At 62.0% G+C, this 15714-nt stretch carries 13 protein-coding genes and 1 pseudogene; 7 read left to right on the forward strand and 7 right to left on the reverse strand.

The window, feature by feature from the left end:
• Position 1: 1 nt before the first annotated feature.
• Genes cyoC through cyoA form a run of 3 tightly spaced genes read right to left on the reverse strand, consistent with a single transcriptional unit; the run spans position 2 to position 3515 of the window.
• The gene (cyoC, locus tag PAN08_RS17625; protein WP_269792838.1) at positions 2-622 is read right to left on the reverse strand and encodes a cytochrome o ubiquinol oxidase subunit III; all 621 of its coding nucleotides are present in this window, start codon (positions 620-622) and stop codon (positions 2-4) included.
• A 5-nt stretch (positions 623-627) separates the two neighbouring features.
• A complete protein-coding gene (gene cyoB / locus PAN08_RS17630; RefSeq protein ID WP_269792817.1) occupies positions 628-2610 on the reverse strand; it encodes a cytochrome o ubiquinol oxidase subunit I in 1983 nt (660 codons plus the stop codon).
• 5 nt (positions 2611-2615) lie between these two features.
• Complete coding sequence (gene cyoA, locus PAN08_RS17635; RefSeq protein ID WP_269792818.1) at positions 2616-3515, reverse strand: ubiquinol oxidase subunit II; 900 nt, start codon at positions 3513-3515, stop codon at positions 2616-2618.
• Positions 3516-3698: 183 nt separating this feature from the next.
• Between cyoA and PAN08_RS17640 the strand changes: the two genes are divergently transcribed.
• The 4 genes and pseudogenes from PAN08_RS17640 to PAN08_RS17655 all read left to right on the forward strand — a co-directional run bounded on the left by PAN08_RS17640 (position 3699) and on the right by PAN08_RS17655 (position 7605).
• Complete coding sequence (locus PAN08_RS17640; RefSeq protein ID WP_269792819.1) at positions 3699-5111, forward strand: PLP-dependent aminotransferase family protein; 1413 nt, start codon at positions 3699-3701, stop codon at positions 5109-5111.
• Between the two features lie 68 nt (positions 5112-5179).
• Entirely contained in the window at positions 5180-5443 is a 264-nt protein-coding gene (locus tag PAN08_RS17645) for a hypothetical protein (protein ID WP_332840116.1), read from the forward strand.
• Positions 5440-6045, forward strand: coding sequence for a DUF6436 domain-containing protein (locus PAN08_RS17650; RefSeq protein ID WP_269792821.1), 606 nt, complete (start codon positions 5440-5442; stop codon positions 6043-6045). The genes PAN08_RS17645 and PAN08_RS17650 overlap by 4 nt, the downstream gene beginning before the upstream one ends.
• Positions 6046-6100: 55 nt before the next feature.
• Positions 6101-7605, forward strand: a pseudogene (locus tag PAN08_RS17655) (PLP-dependent aminotransferase family protein).
• Between the two features lie 105 nt (positions 7606-7710).
• Here PAN08_RS17655 and PAN08_RS17660 read toward each other — a convergent pair.
• Positions 7711-8259 (reverse strand): cysteine hydrolase family protein, encoded by a 549-nt coding sequence (locus PAN08_RS17660; protein WP_269792822.1) that lies wholly within the window; start codon positions 8257-8259, stop codon positions 7711-7713.
• Positions 8260-8362: 103 nt separating this feature from the next.
• On the opposite strand from PAN08_RS17660, the gene PAN08_RS17665 reads away from it, so the two are divergent.
• Positions 8363-9337 carry a GlxA family transcriptional regulator gene (locus tag PAN08_RS17665; protein ID WP_269792823.1) on the forward strand — a complete coding sequence of 325 codons (975 nt, stop codon included), beginning with the start codon at positions 8363-8365 and terminating at the stop codon, positions 9335-9337.
• 104 nt (positions 9338-9441) lie between these two features.
• On the opposite strand, the gene PAN08_RS17670 is transcribed toward PAN08_RS17665, so the two are convergent.
• Both PAN08_RS17670 and PAN08_RS17675 read right to left on the reverse strand, forming a co-directional pair.
• Positions 9442-10389, reverse strand: coding sequence for an alpha/beta hydrolase (locus PAN08_RS17670; protein WP_269792824.1), 948 nt, complete (start codon positions 10387-10389; stop codon positions 9442-9444).
• Between the two features lie 52 nt (positions 10390-10441).
• The gene (locus tag PAN08_RS17675) at positions 10442-11650 is read right to left on the reverse strand and encodes an MFS transporter (protein ID WP_269792825.1); all 1209 of its coding nucleotides are present in this window, start codon (positions 11648-11650) and stop codon (positions 10442-10444) included.
• A gap of 219 nt (positions 11651-11869) precedes the next feature.
• On the opposite strand from PAN08_RS17675, the gene PAN08_RS17680 reads away from it, so the two are divergent.
• Positions 11870-12481 (forward strand): TetR/AcrR family transcriptional regulator, encoded by a 612-nt coding sequence (locus PAN08_RS17680; RefSeq protein ID WP_269792826.1) that lies wholly within the window; start codon positions 11870-11872, stop codon positions 12479-12481.
• A 238-nt stretch (positions 12482-12719) separates the two neighbouring features.
• Here the strand turns inward: PAN08_RS17680 and PAN08_RS17685 are convergent, their stop codons facing one another.
• The gene (locus PAN08_RS17685; RefSeq protein ID WP_269792827.1) at positions 12720-13643 is read right to left on the reverse strand and encodes a LysR family transcriptional regulator; all 924 of its coding nucleotides are present in this window, start codon (positions 13641-13643) and stop codon (positions 12720-12722) included.
• Between the two features lie 97 nt (positions 13644-13740).
• Between PAN08_RS17685 and PAN08_RS17690 the strand changes: the two genes are divergently transcribed.
• Positions 13741-15108: an MFS transporter gene (locus tag PAN08_RS17690; protein WP_269792828.1), complete on the forward strand. Its 1368-nt coding sequence runs from the start codon at positions 13741-13743 to the stop codon at positions 15106-15108.
• The last annotated feature ends 606 nt before the right edge of the window (positions 15109-15714 follow it).

Here is a 15714-nt window from a genome sequence, read left to right on the forward strand (position 1 = left end):
GTCAGAACACTCCAATCAGATAGACAAAGGTGAAGACGCAGATCCAGACCAGGTCCAGGAAGTGCCAGAACAGACTCAGGCAGGAAATGCGGGTGACGTTGGTCGCGGTGAGGCCACGGCGATGCACCTGGTGCATTACCACCGCCATCCAGATCAGGCCGCTGGCCACGTGCAGGCCGTGCGTGCCCACCAGTGCGAAGAACGCCGACAGGTACGCGCTGGTGGTCGGGCCGGCACCGATGTGGAGCAGGTGGTTGAACTCATACAGCTCCATGCCGATGAAGCCCGCACCGAGTGCGAAGGTGACGCCCAGCCATGCCAGCACCGCCTGCTTGTTCTGGCGGTGCATCGCCAGCACGGCTTGGCCGTAAGTGATGCTGGAGAACAACAGCAGGAAGGTCTCGGTCATCACGAACGGCAGCGAGAACAACTCCGCACCGGTCGGGCCGCCCGCGTAGGCGTTGCTGAGCACCGCATACGAGGCGAACAGCGAGCCAAACAGCACCAGGTCGGACATGAGGTACACCCACATGCCGAAGACCTTCATGCCGCCCTGTTCGTGCCCATGGTCGTCATGGGCGTGGTCAACCACCTGCTCGGTGGTGACCACGGTGTTGGACATCAGATTCATGCGATCACCCTGTGCTGCTTGAGCTTGCTCTGGTGTTGTTTTTCGATCTTTGCCACTTCATCGGCGCTGACGTAGTAGTCCACGTCCTCGTCGTAGGAGCGCACGATCAAGGTGACGATCATCGCCACGAAGCTCGCACCGGCCAGCCACCAGATGTGCCAGATCAAGGCAAAGCACAACGCCAGGATCCAGATGTTGAGGATCAGCGGCACGCCGGTGTTGCGCGGCATGTGGATTGGCGCGTACTTCTTGGGCGGCGGAGGCAGGCCTTCCTTCTTGGCTTCGTGGAAGGCATCCAACTGGTCGGCCTTCGGCACTACCGCGAAGTTGTAGAACGGCGGCGGCGAGGGCGTGGCCCATTCCAGCGTGCGTGCATTCCACGGGTCGCCGGTGACGTCCAGGTTCTTCTTGCGGTCGCGGATGCTGACGTAGATCTGCACCAGCATCAGCACGATGCCAGCCAGCACGAACAGCGCTCCCACGAATGCGGCGATCAGGTACGGCGTCCACGCCGGGTTGTCGTACTGGTTCATGCGCCGGGTCATGCCCATGAAGCCGAGCATGTACAGCGGCATGAAGGCCAGGTAGAAACCGATCACCCAGCAGGCGAACGACCACTTGCCCAGACGCTCGTTGAGGGTGAAGCCGAACACCTTCGGGAACCAGTAAACGAAGCCGGCCAGGTAACCGAACAGCGCGCCGCCGATGATGGTGTTGTGGAAGTGCGCGACCAGGAACAGGCTGTTGTGCAGCAGGAAATCCGCACCCGGAATGGCCAGCAGCACGCCGGTCATGCCACCGATGGTGAAGGTCACCAGGAAGGCGATGGTCCACAACATCGGCACGCTGAACTCCACGCGGCCGCCGTACATGGTGAACAACCAGGTGAAGATTTTCACGCCCGTTGGGATGGCGATGATCATCGTCATGATGCCGAAGAAGGCATTGACGCTGGCGCCCGAGCCCATGGTGAAGAAGTGGTGCAGCCACACCACGAACGACAGGATGCCGATGGCCAATGTCGCGCCCACCATCGACTTGTAGCCGAACAACTTCTTGCGCGAGAACGTCGCGGTGATTTCCGAGAAAATGCCGAATGCCGGCAATACCAGGATGTACACCTCCGGGTGGCCCCAGGCCCACACCAGATTGACGTACATCATCGGGTTGCCACCCAGGTCATTGGTGTAGAAGTTGAAGTCCAGGTAGCGGTCCAGTGTCAACGCGCCGAGTGCGACGGTCAGGATCGGGAACGCGGCGATGATGATCACGCTGGTGACCAGTACGGTCCAGGTGAATACCGGCATCTTCATCAGCGTCATGCCCGGCGCACGCATGCGCAGGATGGTGATGAACAGGTTGACGCCGGTCAGCAAGGTGCCGACACCGGAGGCCTGCAATGCCCATATGTAGTAATCAACGCCCACACCCGGGCTGAACTCGATGCCGGACAACGGCGGGTACGCCACCCAACCGGTCATCGCAAATTCGCCAACGCCCAGCGAGATCATCATCAGCGCAGCGCCGACGACGAAGATCCAGAAGCTGAAAGCGTTGAGGAACGGGAACGCCATGTCGCGCGCGCCGATCTGCAGCGGCACGATGATGTTCATCAGGCCCACCACGAATGGGGTGGCCACGAAGAAAATCATGATCACGCCATGCGCGGTGAAGATCTGGTCGTAATGCTCGGGCGGCAGAAAGCCATCACTGCCCGGGCCAGCGGCGGCCAATTGCGCACGCATCATCAGGGCATCGGCAAAGCCGCGCACCAGCATCACCAGTGCAACGACCACATACATGATGCCGATCTTTTTGTGGTCCACCGTGGTGAACCAGTCGCGCCAGAGCACGCCCCACAACTTGAAGTAGGTGACGGCGCCGAGCAGCGCCACGCCACCCAACACCATGCCCAACAATGTCACCACGACGATCGGGTCGTGCAACGGCACGGCGTCCCACGTCAACTTACCGAACATGCTCATTACTCCTGGGAGGCCTTGGTTTCTGCGTGATGGCCCGACGTGGCCGCGGTGTTCTCACCCACGCCGATGAACTGGTCGATGACTTTCTTGAACAGCAATGGCTCGACCGTGGCGAAGTGACGCACCGGTTCCTTGCGGGTCGGCACGGCCAACCGCTTGAACTCGTCGAAGCTCAATTGGTCCGGTGACTGACGCACCTGCGCGACCCAGCCATCGAACTGTTCGTTGGTCATCGCGGTGGCGATGAATTTCATGTTGGAGAAACCATGGCCGCTGTAGTTGCCCGACATGCCGCGGAACTCGCCCGGCTCGTTGGCCACCAGGTGCAGCTGCGTGCGCATGCCGGCCATCGCGTAGATCTGCCCACCCAGCTGCGGGATGAAGAAGGTATTCATCGTCGAGTTGGAGGTAATGTCGAACGCCAGCTGGCGGTTGGCCGGGAAGTTGAGCTGGTTGACCGTAGCAATGCCCAGGTCGGGGTAGACGAACACCCACTTCCAGTCGGTGGCAATGACTTCCACATGCAGCGGCTCGCCGGGGATATCCAGCGGTTTGTAAGGGTCAAGTTCGTGCGTGGATTTCCACACAATCACCGCCAGCACCGCCACGATGATCAACGGCACACCCCACACCACGATTTCCACCTTGGTCGAGTGCGCCCAATCGGGCATGTATTTGGCCTTGGTGTTGCTGGCCCGGTAGCGCCAGGCAAACACGAAGGTCAGCACGATGGCCGGGATCACCACGATCATCATCAACGCCACGCAGATGATGATCAGGTCGCGCTGGGCAATGCCCACGTCGCCCTTGGAGTCCAGCAATACCCAGTTGCAGCCAGACAAACCCACGCATGCCAAAGCGGCCAGCGCTGGGCGGATGCGTTTCCAGCAGATATTCATTGAAGGTCAACCCTGTTGAAGGAGCTGCTGACCGGGGACTGCCAGCGCCCGGTACACGGGCGGGGAGCGGCTACACTGTCCGTACGGCGGCGCCTACAAAAGGATTGCCGATCCAGTCAAGCCCATACAAGATACATGATTGTATGGGTTGGTGCACGTACAACGCATGGAAGGACTTCCCTGATGCAGCAACCCGCCGCTGGCCGACGCCTGAAAAAGCCCAACCGGACCTGGGTCCGTCCTTTCACCGAGGGCACGGGCCCGCTGTACTTGCAGATTGCCCAGCAGGTGCGCGAGGCCGTGGACGATGGCGTGTTGCACCCCGGCGACCGGCTGCCGCCACAGCGTGATCTGGCCCAGTTGATGGGCGTGGACCTGACCACCGTCACCCGTGCCTATGCCGAGCTGCGGCAGTCCGACCTGCTGGATGCGCAGGGTGCGGGCGGTACCTTCATCGCCATGTCGGCCGGCAACAGCGCCACCTCGGTGGACCTGAGCATGAACATCCCGCCGCTGCTGGGCAGCAGCCCGTTCGCGCAGAGCATGGAGCGGGGCTTCCAGCAGCTCAGCCAGCAGCTGGGGCAGGGCGAATTGATGAGCTATCACGTCGGCGCCGGCTCGCGCGACGACCGCGCCGCCGCCGTGCAGTGGCTGGCGCCGATCCTGGGCAACGTGCCGGCCGAGCGGGTGGTGATCTGCCCCGGCGCGCAGGCCGCGTTGTGCGCCATCCTGCTGGCCAAGACCCAGCCGGGCGATGTGGTCGCCGCCGAGCAGCTCACCTATCCGGGCCTGCTGGCGGCCGCGCGCGTGCTGCAGCGGACCATTGCGCCCATCGCCATGGACCACGAGGGCATGCTGCCGGAGGCGTTGGAAGAAGCCTGCCAGCAGCGCAAACCGCGTCTGATCTACCTCATTCCGACCATCCAGAATCCGACCACGGCAACCATGTCGCAGGCCCGGCGGGCGGCCATCCTGGCCATTGCCCGCCGCCATGGTGTGGCGGTGGTGGAGGACGACCCGTACTGGCTGCTGGCCGCAGATGCCGCCGCGCCGTTGGCCGTGGAGTCCCATCCGGACGCACCGGTTTATTACGTCTCCACCCTGTCCAAGTGCTTGGCACCGGGCCTGCGCACGGCCTATCTGGTGGTCCCGCTGGGGGAGCCGATGGAGCCCTTGCTCGACGCCCTGCGCTCCATCGCGCTGATGCCCACCCAGTCGATGGTGGCGGTCGCTTCGCACTGGATTCGCAGTGGTCAGGCCGACGATATGGTCCGCCGCTTCCAGCAGGAGCTGCGCCAGCGGCAGCAGATTGCCGCCCGCATCCTGCCTGCGCCTTACCAGGCGCACCCGACCGGCCTGCATGTGTGGTTGCCGCTCCCAGCGCGGCTGGACCAATACCGGTTGATCCAATCGGCGCAGGCGCAGGGGCTGGGCATCGCCAGCTCGGAGGCCTTCAGCATCGAGGAGCAGGCCGGCAACGCCATTCGCCTGTCGCTGGGCGGGGCGGTGGATCAGCACAGTCTGGCGTCGGCGTTGACCAAGCTCACCGAGGTAATCTCCGCAGCGCCTGAGACGCGGACGAACGCCATCGTCTAGCCGCTTCACGATCATATCCATACAAAAATGATACATTGAATATCTTGTATGGATTTGTGGGGAGTCGTGTGCGTCGGGACAAGCTGAGGTTTCATCTGGTCATGCTGGGCTGCGGGGGCTTCATCGTCCTGGCGCTGGCCTCGCTGGTGTATGTCTGCTCCCGCCCACAGACGGCCAGCGTGCAGGCCAGCGAACAGGCGGCTATCGAACACTGCCTGCAGCGCAGCCGTGCGCCGGAGCGCACCGAGATCCACCGCCGTGCCCAGGCCGATTCGTGCCGCGAGATGCGCAAGCAGTACGTACACAAGTTCGGCCCGGACGAAGCCACGTGAGCCCGATAAACGGCGCATCACCGCGCCGTCGCTGGATGCGGCTGTGGATCGCGGCGGCCTGTGTGTTCATGGCCGGCATTGCGGTGGCGGTATGGCAATACTTCGGCTTCAGCGCGCAGGCCAGCTTCGCTGAGCAGGCGATCGTGTTCGACGACACGCAACTCAAACTGCCCGTCGAGCTGGCGGGTGCGAACGGGCGTATCCGCGTGGTGCATTTCTGGGACCCGGCCTGCAAGGTCTGCAACCGCGAAACCGGCGCGCACCTGAGTTACCTGACCACGATGTATCGCCGCGAAGGCATCGACTTCTACGCCGTGCGTAAACCCGGCACGCAAGGCGAACTGCCGGACTATCTGCAGGGCCGCTTGAAGGAGCTGCCGACGATAGAGGGCGCGGACCAGATTCCCGCCAGCCCTGCGGTAGCGATCTGGGATCGCGAAGGCCATCTGGCCTATGCCGGTCCTTACAGCATCGGCATGGTGTGCAACTCGGCCAACAGTTTCGTAGAGCCCATCCTCGACAAACTTGTCGACGGACAAACGGTCCGTCCACGCGGGCTGCTTGCAGTCGGCTGCTATTGCCCTTGGCAAAGCGAGCGTTGATCTCAAAGCCATGAAATTGCATGTACGTCACTGTGTGTTGGCGTGTCGTTCGCCCATGAAAAGCAGCGGGCACCCACTCCAACCGACCGATGGTTGTGAGCAGGCGCCCGCCGCTGATGAGAACGATAGCGCCCGACATCGTCCCTACATGGCGCGACAGTTTGTCGCAGCCTTCTACGACTCACGCGAAGGTGCGCAGTGAGCTGGATAGACAACGCACTCGCCAGTAACGGCCCGATCTATCTGCGTATCGTCAACAGCATCGAGCGCACCATGAACACCGGTGAATTGGTGCCCGGACACCGCCTGCCATCGCAGCGCGCCTTGGCAAAGCAGCTGGGCATTGACCTGACCACGGTGACACGTGCATTCGATGAAGCGCGCAGGCGGGGCTTGATCGAAGCGCGTGGCCCACAAGGCAGTTTCATCGCGCCGCCCAAGGCCGCATTCGGCCAGCCGGTAGACCTGAGCATGAACGTGCCGCCGGTGCCTGATGCCACTGCATTGAACGACGTATTGCGACGTGGTGCTGCTGCGGTGCTTGCACGCAGCAATGCACTCAACCTGATGACGTACCACCTCAGCGGTGGCAGTCCCACGGATCGTCACGCAGCGACCGCCTGGTTGCAGCCGATGCTAGGCAACGTCAACGAAAAACGATTGGTGGTGTCCGAAGGTGCGCAGTTTGCATTGGCATCCATCCTCATCAGCCAGACGCATGAAGGCGACGCCATTCTCTGCGATCGCCTCGTATATCCCGGTCTGCTGCAGGTCGCTCGATCGCTGGGCCGGCACCTGGTACCGGTAAGTGGCGACGAGCACGGCATGCGCCCGGATGAACTTGAGCGTCTTTCCCGTGAAAGTGGCGCGCGCGTGGTCTACCTCAACCCCACCTGCAATAACCCGACCGCGCTGACGGTTCCGCTGTCGCGTCGCACCGAACTCGCGCATGTGCTGCAGCGCTGCCAACTCCTCGCCATCGAGGACGATCCGTATTGGCATCACGACGCCAGCAAGCCCACACCCATCGCCGCTCTCGCGCCGGACCACGTCTACTACGTGTCCACGTTGTCCAAGGCGATCAGCCCCGGTTTGCGTACGGCGTTCGTGCAGTGCCCTTCGGCTCCGCATGCCGAAGACCTCGCCGCCGCGTTGCGTTCCATCTGCCTGATGGGCCACCCGCTGGTGATGGCCCTGGTCAGTCAGTTGCTGTTGGACGGCTCGGCCCACGCATTGCTCAAGCAAGTGCTGACCGAAGCCAGCGAACGCACGGCATTGGCCGAACACCTGTTGGCGCCTTCGTTGAAAGCAAGGGCGACCGGTCTGCATGCGTGGTGCCACGTGCCCGAACCATGGACTGACGCCACATTCGTGCACGCCGCGCAGCTGCAGGGTTTGGCGATATCACCCTCATCAGCGTTCCGGCCCGATGGCTTGCACCACCAGCGCGGCTTCCGCTTGTCGCTGGGCCTTGCAAGCAGCCGCCGACAACTGGAAAGTGCGTTGCGACGCATCAACCAGTTGATCATCTCGCCGGACGTGCCGGTGATTCAGCGTTGAAGAAGTCGGCGACGCCGCGCCTGAGGCCTTAGCGCATCAATGCTTCCCGGAGCACTGCAACGCAACGCTACGATCGTAAAAAAACGGGCATCGCCACTGGGTGCATCATGCGGCCAGATAGGCCTCGGTCGAAATCACCGTGGCATAGCCGAATGCGAATGCCGCCATCATTGCTGCGTGAACCTGTGCAGCCGGCACGCTGACACCATTGAATTCCAGATCCAGCGTGGCACAGGCATCGTGCAGCACAGTGACGGTGTAACCCATGTCAGCGCAAGCGCGTACGCCCGCATCCACGCACATATGGCTCATCGCACCGAGGATGACGACGTCCTTGATGCCGCGTGATTCCAGCTGCTGCTTGAGGTCGGTGTCGCGGAACGCATTGACGAAATTCTTGACGATCACCGGCTCGTCGCTGAGCGGAGCGACGGCGGTCTGAATCTTTACTGCATCGGTACCCGGTACGAAGATCGGTGCCTCATTGCCGGCCGATTCATGACGAACGTGCAGCACGGGGATGCCTTTGGCGCGTGCGTCAGCGATAACGGTGACCGCATTGGCGACGGCTGCCTCGATACCGGTCAGTGGCAATTTGCCGGTGGGCAGATACTCGTTCTGAAGGTCGATGACGATAACGGCGCGATGGTTCATGGGGACTCCCGGCGTGAAGGAAAGAAAACGTGGGAGAATTTTCCGCCGCAGGCCTCATGCAGCTAAGAGGCGCTACCGACATTCTTGAGGGCTGTACCGACAGATGCGCAACGATGGCCACATTGAGATAGGCATCCTGCTGTACCCCGGTGCACAACTGGCGGCAGTGCTCGGGCTTACCGATCTGCTGACGCTGGCCGGCCGGATCGCCAACAGTCGCGCCCAACCTGGAACGCCCGCGCTGCATGTCACGCACTGGCACATTCCAGCGCCGGGCCAGCCGCTGACGTCGAACGACGCATCGCACCCAACCGCAGCTGACGCATTGGACGTGCTCATCCTGCCGCCCAGTCTTGAAGACCCCATTTCCCCCGAGGCCGCCGCGCCCTATGTGGATTGGTTGCGGTCACTGCACGACGGTGGCACCACGTTGGCGTCGGTATGCGCGGGTGCGTACCTGCTGGGCGAAACCGGTCGCGCGGCCGGGCGCACCATCACCACCAACTGGGCGTTCAACGACAGCTTCGCGACACGCTTTCCAGAAATACAACTGGACACCGACCAACTCGTCATTGATGCCGGGGACATCCTCACCGCCGGCGGCGCGATGGCCTGGATCGATCTCGGCCTGCGGCTGGTGGAACGCTACCTGGGCGCGGCGGTGATGCTGGATACCGCACGCACGTTGTTGGTTGATCCACTGGGTCGCCAACAGCGTTACTACAGCAGTTTCGCGCCACGCATCTCGCATGGCGATGCCGCCGTGCTGGCGGTGCAGAACTGGCTGCACGACACCCACGCCAAGGAGACCGCATTACCCGACCTGGCGCGCCGTGCCGGCATGGAGGAACGCACCTTCCTGCGACGCTTCCAGAAGGCGACCGGAATGACCGCTACCGAGTATTGCCAGCGGGTGCGGGTAGCGCGCGCCCGGGAGTTGCTGCAGTCCACCCGCTTGCCGCTGGAGCGCATTGCCTGGGACGTGGGTTACAGCGACCCAGGCTCGTTCCGCAAAGTGTTCAGTCGCATCGTCGGGCTGACGCCGGGCGACTACAGGCGCCGATTCAATACGGGGTGAGTGAGAGCGATACCGGACTGGAAACATCCAGTCGTTCTGGCTTGCAGCCGGCCCATGCGCTGAGCACGGGCCGGCATTTCAGCACACAACATTCCAGCCGGAGGTTATTGCGCCAGGAAGGAAACAACGGCGGCATTCAGCGGCGCCGCACATTCTTCCGGCAGCCAGTGCCCGCAGTCGGGGATGACCAGCCCGGTTACGTCGTCTGCATAGCGCTTCATCTGTTCGACCTGATAGCTGCCCATGCCGCCATGTCCGCCGCCTCCGATAGCCAGAGCGGGGATGGTGATCGGCGTGGCTGACAAGGCTTTGTTATCCAGTACGCCTTGGTTGAGCACGCGGTAGTACTCAAAGGCGGCATTCAAGCTGCTTGGCTTGGCGTAGGAGCGTGCGTACAGGTCAAGCAGTTCTGGGGTGAACGCCGCTTTGTTGGTGGCATGCTCCTTGATGAAGTGCTCGAAGAACGGACGCTCCTTGCCGGTGATCAAGGTTTCGGCCAACCGGTTGCCCGCGGCGAAGAAGCTGAAGTGCCATACCAACGATTCACCGGCTGGGGTGAATGCCTTGAAGTCGTAGATGCTTTCATCCGGAATCGGCGCCTCCATGTAGATGACGCGGCGGATGTTGTCCTGATGCGTCACCAGCATCGGGTAGGTATTCCAGATGCCGATGTCGTGGGCCACCAGGTCGAACTTCTGCCCACCACTGAATCCCAGTGCAAGGTCATGGAGAAGCTCTGAGACATCGGTGGCGCGGTAAGACGGCGGCGGCGCTGACTGACCGAGCCCCGGCAGGTCCGGTGCCACGACGGTGAAGTGACGTGCCAACTCGGGCATCAGCTGGTGCCATTCGTACCAGCTCTGGCCGAAGCCATGGACCAGGTATACCAAGGGGCCGGATCCGCCTTTTACGTAGTGCATCTTCACACCGTCGACGGTCTTGAACTCGCTGGTGAATCCTGGCGGTACCGGGAACTCATCGGCAGCCAGCACCGGTCCGGCGAGCAGACTGCCCGTGACAAAAGCCAAGGAGGAAAGGAGACGTTTGAACATGACGATAAGACCTTTTGTAGTGAGGGGAGGGAGGACGCAAGCGACGGAAGATCTAGTGGCTAGCCGATGCGCGGGCGCCCGCAGCAAAGCCGTGATTTCGGGCGGACCATGCGATGAAAAATCCAAGTGCCAGCAACAACGCCATGACGGGAGGGAAGGTCTGCGCGCCCCAGTGGTTCAGCAAAACGCCACCCACCACACCACCGCCAGCGATAACGCTGTTCCAGGCCACAACATTGAGCGATAGCGCGACATCAGCCCCGTCTCCTGCGCTGTCGGCAAGCGCGGTCTGAAGCAAGGTCGCCGCGCCACCGAAGGTCAGGCCCCATACCGCCACGCACAGGTAAACGACAGGCTGCAGCCCTTGCAGCAGCGTCAGTACCACGGAGATAACGAAGAACGTTGCCAGCGAGGCCAGGACAGTGCTGCGCAGGTAGTGCTCTACCAGCTTTCCTGTCACGCCGATGCCTACCAGCGCCGCTGCACCAAAGATCAGCAACAGGACGTCCACGCGCTGGCCCAGCCCGGCGTGTGCGGCAAACGGCGCCACATAGGTGTAGAGGATGTTGTGGGCCAACATCCACGCCATCACCGTCGCGAGCACCGGACGTACACCGGGTGTGCCGAGCACCTTGCGCAGCGGCACGCGCTGCGCTCCCGTTTGGCCCGGAAAGTCAGGCACCTTCGCCAGCACCCATATGATCAGTACGACAGTGAGCGCCGACATGGCCGCAAACGCAGTCCGCCAGCCCAGAATGCCGCCCGCCCAGGTGCCCAACGGCACGCCGAGGGAGAGCGCGATGGGGGTGCCCACCATCGCAATCGCCATGGCCTTCCCCTGCTGCTCGGGCTGGACCATGCGTCGGGCATACCCGGCCAGCAGGCTCCACGCCAGGCCCGCCGCTGCACCAGCGAAAAAGCGTGCCACCAAGGTCAGGCCGTAGTCGGTTGAGAGTGCAGTCACAGAGTTGAACAACAGAAAGCCAGCGATGGTGAGCAGCAGGACGTTGCGACGCCTCCATTGCTGCGTAGCAATCGTCAGCGGGATTGCGGCCAATACGGAACCCAGCGCATAGGCGGTAACCGTCTGCCCGGCCAGTGCGGGGGTAATGCCCAGGCCCTCGGACATATACGGCAGCAGTCCTGCCGGAAGGGTTTCGGTCACGATGCAGATGAAGCCGGTCATGGCCAGCGCCAACAGGGCAGCGATGGGTAACGGCGCAGGGATCACACTGGCCGTTGATGCACTTGAGGAGGTCACGCGTTGTCCTTCGTTGAGGGGGAGCCGGGTCAAGCGGTGTCACATATGTATCATTCGGTACATATATTGACCAAGAAAAACAGGCAGCCGCGACCGCCTGTCCTGGATTTCCGTTGAGAACGGTATATGTGTACCGAGTGGTACATATATAGGCGCGAGCAATGCTGTTGTCAACTACTTATGTATCGAATAGTATTTATGTAAGCATTGGAGGGCGCTATGGCACAGATGGGCAGACCCCGCAGCTTTGACCGGGACACCGCGGTCGAGGAAGCGCTTCACCTGTTCTGGGAACAGGGCTACGAATCCACATCGTTGAGCCAGCTCAAGGACGCCATCGGTGGCGGCATCAGTGCGCCCAGCTTCTACGCAGCGTTCGGTTCCAAGGAGGCGCTCTTCAAGGAATGCATGGAACGCTATCTGGCGACCTATGCAAAGGTGACCCAGTGCTTGTGGGACACGTCGCTTGGCCCAAGACAGGCGGTAGAGCTTGCGTTGCGCCGCTCAGCCAAAATGCAGTGCGAGCGCGGCCACCCCAAGGGTTGCATGGTTGCACTGGGGGTGATGAGCGCGCCATCACCGGAGCTATCGGCTATTTCCGCGCCGCTTACGCGATCGCGCGCCCGTACGCGTGCCGGTATTCGCGCTTGCGTGGAGCGCGCCATCGTCAGCGGAGAACTCGGTCCGGATGCCGACGCTGCTGCAATGGCATGCGTGTTCGACAGTTTCCTGTTTGGACTATCCACGCTCGCCAGGGATGGGGTGACCTTCAAGGCCATGGATACCGCCATCACGCAGCTCATGTGTCTTTGGAGCGCCCGGGCCGGCTGAGACAGGGCCGCTTCAACTTCTGCGCCACAGAAGGCTGAAATGGGCTTGATGCCGGGTGACTCTCGGCGCTTCTCCTGCTCATCGGTGCGTCAAACCAGTGATGGCTCGGCTCAGATCGAATGCTGTGCGCTCGCAACAGCGTAATGGGCGGAGCTGTCGGCTTTCGACCAAAAGCCGACCTCATCAGCATCACTCAATTCGAACAGCATCCGTTTTTCCGAACGCCATAGTCTGATCGCTAGCGCGTTTTCACCGGGGAACCTGCCTGATATATGGCTCTGCTGCCGACATCCGCCTCCGCCGCAAGCCCTGGCGTTTCGGAGACAATCTTCGCTATGAAGTCCATGACTGCTCGGATTGGCGCCGCGCGCCGCAGGTCGCGGTGGACGACCAGCCAGATATCGCGCGAGAAAGCCTGGCCCTCGTGTTCAAGTCGAACCAATCCGGCAGTGTGGTCGCCAAGAAAGCACGGCAGGGCAGCGACGCCGGCACCTCCCTGCGCCGCGCTCAAGTGTCCACTGATGTCGCTCAGTTCGCAGCCAACAGCCCGGCCAGCCGCGATCTGAAGCAACCAGTGCTGCTGAGGCATGTCGGCGAACTGCGCGTCGAATGCAATGAACGACCAATCTTCGGGGCGACGTTTCGCTGCATAGCCCGCGCTGGCATATAGCGCAAATGGCATGTCAGCCAGCTTGCGGACTACGCTGTCGGATTCCTTGGGTCGCACGAGCCTCAGTGCCACGTCTGCTTCGCGGCGACTCAGCGACACCTGCTGCCACTGCGCGGACACTGAAAGCTGGATGTCGGGATACTGGTCGCAGAACGCTGCAAGCCGTCTCGCTAGAAGATGTGCAACCAACACGGGAGGTGCGCTGAGCGTCACCTTCCCCGCTAGGGGTGTGTGACTGGCTTGAGCAGAGCGCTCGACCGCGAGCGCCGCCGCCTCCATCGTCATTGCCTTCTGGTGGATCTTCACGCCCAAGGCGGTGAGGTGGCAGGCCCGGGGCAAGCGCTCGACCAGCGTGACCTGCAGTTCGGCTTCCAGGGCAGCGAGGCGACGGCTGACCGTGGCATGGTCGACGCCCATCACCCGGGCAGCACCTGAAAGCGTGCCGACCCTGGCGACCGCCAGAAAGTGACGCATGTTTTCCCAATCGAACATCTGTGCGTTTTTTCACGGACTGGTTGCAATTTCTTGGAGTATACGCACACATCTCCGAGCCCTAGCCTGACTGCCTGTCATATGTTGGATAGAACTCGTGAATGCAACACCGCTGTCCAGTCGGGGGACGCTGCTGGCCTCTGCACTGGGATTCGTAATCGTTCTTCTGGACGTGAGTGTCGTCAACGTGGCGCTGGATGCCCTGCGCCATCAGTTCGACACGGATGTGTCTGGCCTGCAGTGGGTGATCAACGCCTACGCACTGGTCTTTGCCGCGTTACTGCTGACAAGCGGGACCCTTGGTGATCGCTTGGGCGCGTGGCGGGTTTTCCTCGCAGGATTCGCGGTGTTCACCGCGGCATCTGTTGCATGCGGATTGAGTAGCAGTCTTCCCGTGCTGATTGCCGCCCGGCTGGTTCAAGGACTTGGGGCCGCCCTGCTGGTGCCAAATTCTCTGGCAATGCTCCATCACGCATATCCCGATCGCGAGCAACGCAACCGCGCGGTGGGCTGGTGGGGGGGCTTGGGGGCGGTGTCGCTCGCTGCCGGACCGGTGCTCGGCGGGCTACTGGTTACCCATCTGGGGTGGCGCAGCATTTTTCTGATCAACCTGCCCATTGGCTTGATGGGAATGTATCTGACCTTACGTCACGCCACCCGCGTGGCTGGCCATCGGCGGGCGGTCGATTGGAGTGGGCAAGCAGTCGCGATCCTTGCACTGGCCTCGTTGACCTACGCAATTACCGAGGCTGCCCACCTCGGCTGGACGCATGAATGGGTGCTTCGCAGCGCGATGCTGGCAGTGATCGCGCTGCTGGTTTTCATCTGCATCGAAACGCGCATCCACTCGCCCATGCTGCCGCTGGCGTTGTTCCGAAACCCCACCTTTTCCGTGGTCTCGGTGGCGGGTGTGGTGGTCAATTTCGCCTACTACGGCCTGATCTTCGTATTCAGTCTGTTCTTCCAGATGCAGCAACACCGCTCCGCACAGCTGACCGGAGTGGCCTTCCTGCCCATGACCGTGGTGCTCATCGCCGTCAACGTGCTAGCGGGAAGGCTCACTGCGCGCGTGGGGCCACGCGTGTTGATGGTGCTGGGACCGTTATTGGCAGCGTCAGGGTATCTGCTGCTGATGCCCTTGAGCATCGATGGCGGCTACGGCTACCTGGTGGCGCCCATGCTGCTGGCCGCCAGCGGAATCGCGCTGATGGTACCGACCATGACCAACATCACCCTGTCATCGGTGGATGCCTCACGCGCAGGCATTGCATCGGGTGTGCTCAACTCCGCACGGCAGGTGGGAGGAATGCTCGGAGTGGCAGTTTTTGGCTACTTGGTGCGTGACACGGCACCGAAACCGTTCATGCACGGCATGCACCTGTCCATTGGCCTTGCCGTTGTGTTGTTGGTTGGCGGCAGTATTCTTTGCTGGTGGGGCATCAAGCCCGAACATATGAAAGCGTGACCGTGCAGACGCACCGATCGTAACCATGAGTCTTGGGCATAACTTCCGCTTCCGGCCAGGAGCGGACATTCAACTCTGGAATTAAGCCGACCCGCGAAGCGGGTTCGGCTTGAATGAATTGTTAGCATTCATCGCCGAGGAACCCACAGCATGAGCCCGAACTGCCGCCCGGCAATTAAGCCAGTACCAGGAAGCAACCAATCTAGGGCAGCAACGGCCGTGGCCGAGCGCCAAGTCCCAGCAGCGCCATGGCACCCGCGTTTGGCCTCATAGCCCGCCTGGGTGCGACGAACCTCCAACGCACAATCAAGGTTCGTTGGATCTGAAGCAGAAATTTCGGTGCCCGCTGGCATTGCCGCAAGCAAACGAGCAAGGGCCGCGGATGCATCGCCTACTATCCGGAAAGCGATCTGCTGCCCAGTGCCGGCATCTCTCGAGCTTGTGACTTCGATGGGGAGCGAGGACAGTTCCATTGAGTGCTAACGCCTTATGTCTTGAGTTTCCCCTAGCCTAGGTGCCGAGAGCCCGACGTGCGAGCCCGATAACGCCTCGGTGTCAGCACCACCGTAATTCAGCAGGGGCCGCACGTCGGATCTCGCGTCCAGC

This window comes from Stenotrophomonas sp. Iso1, assembly GCF_027497995.1.
Taxonomy (GTDB): domain Bacteria; phylum Pseudomonadota; class Gammaproteobacteria; order Xanthomonadales; family Xanthomonadaceae; genus Stenotrophomonas.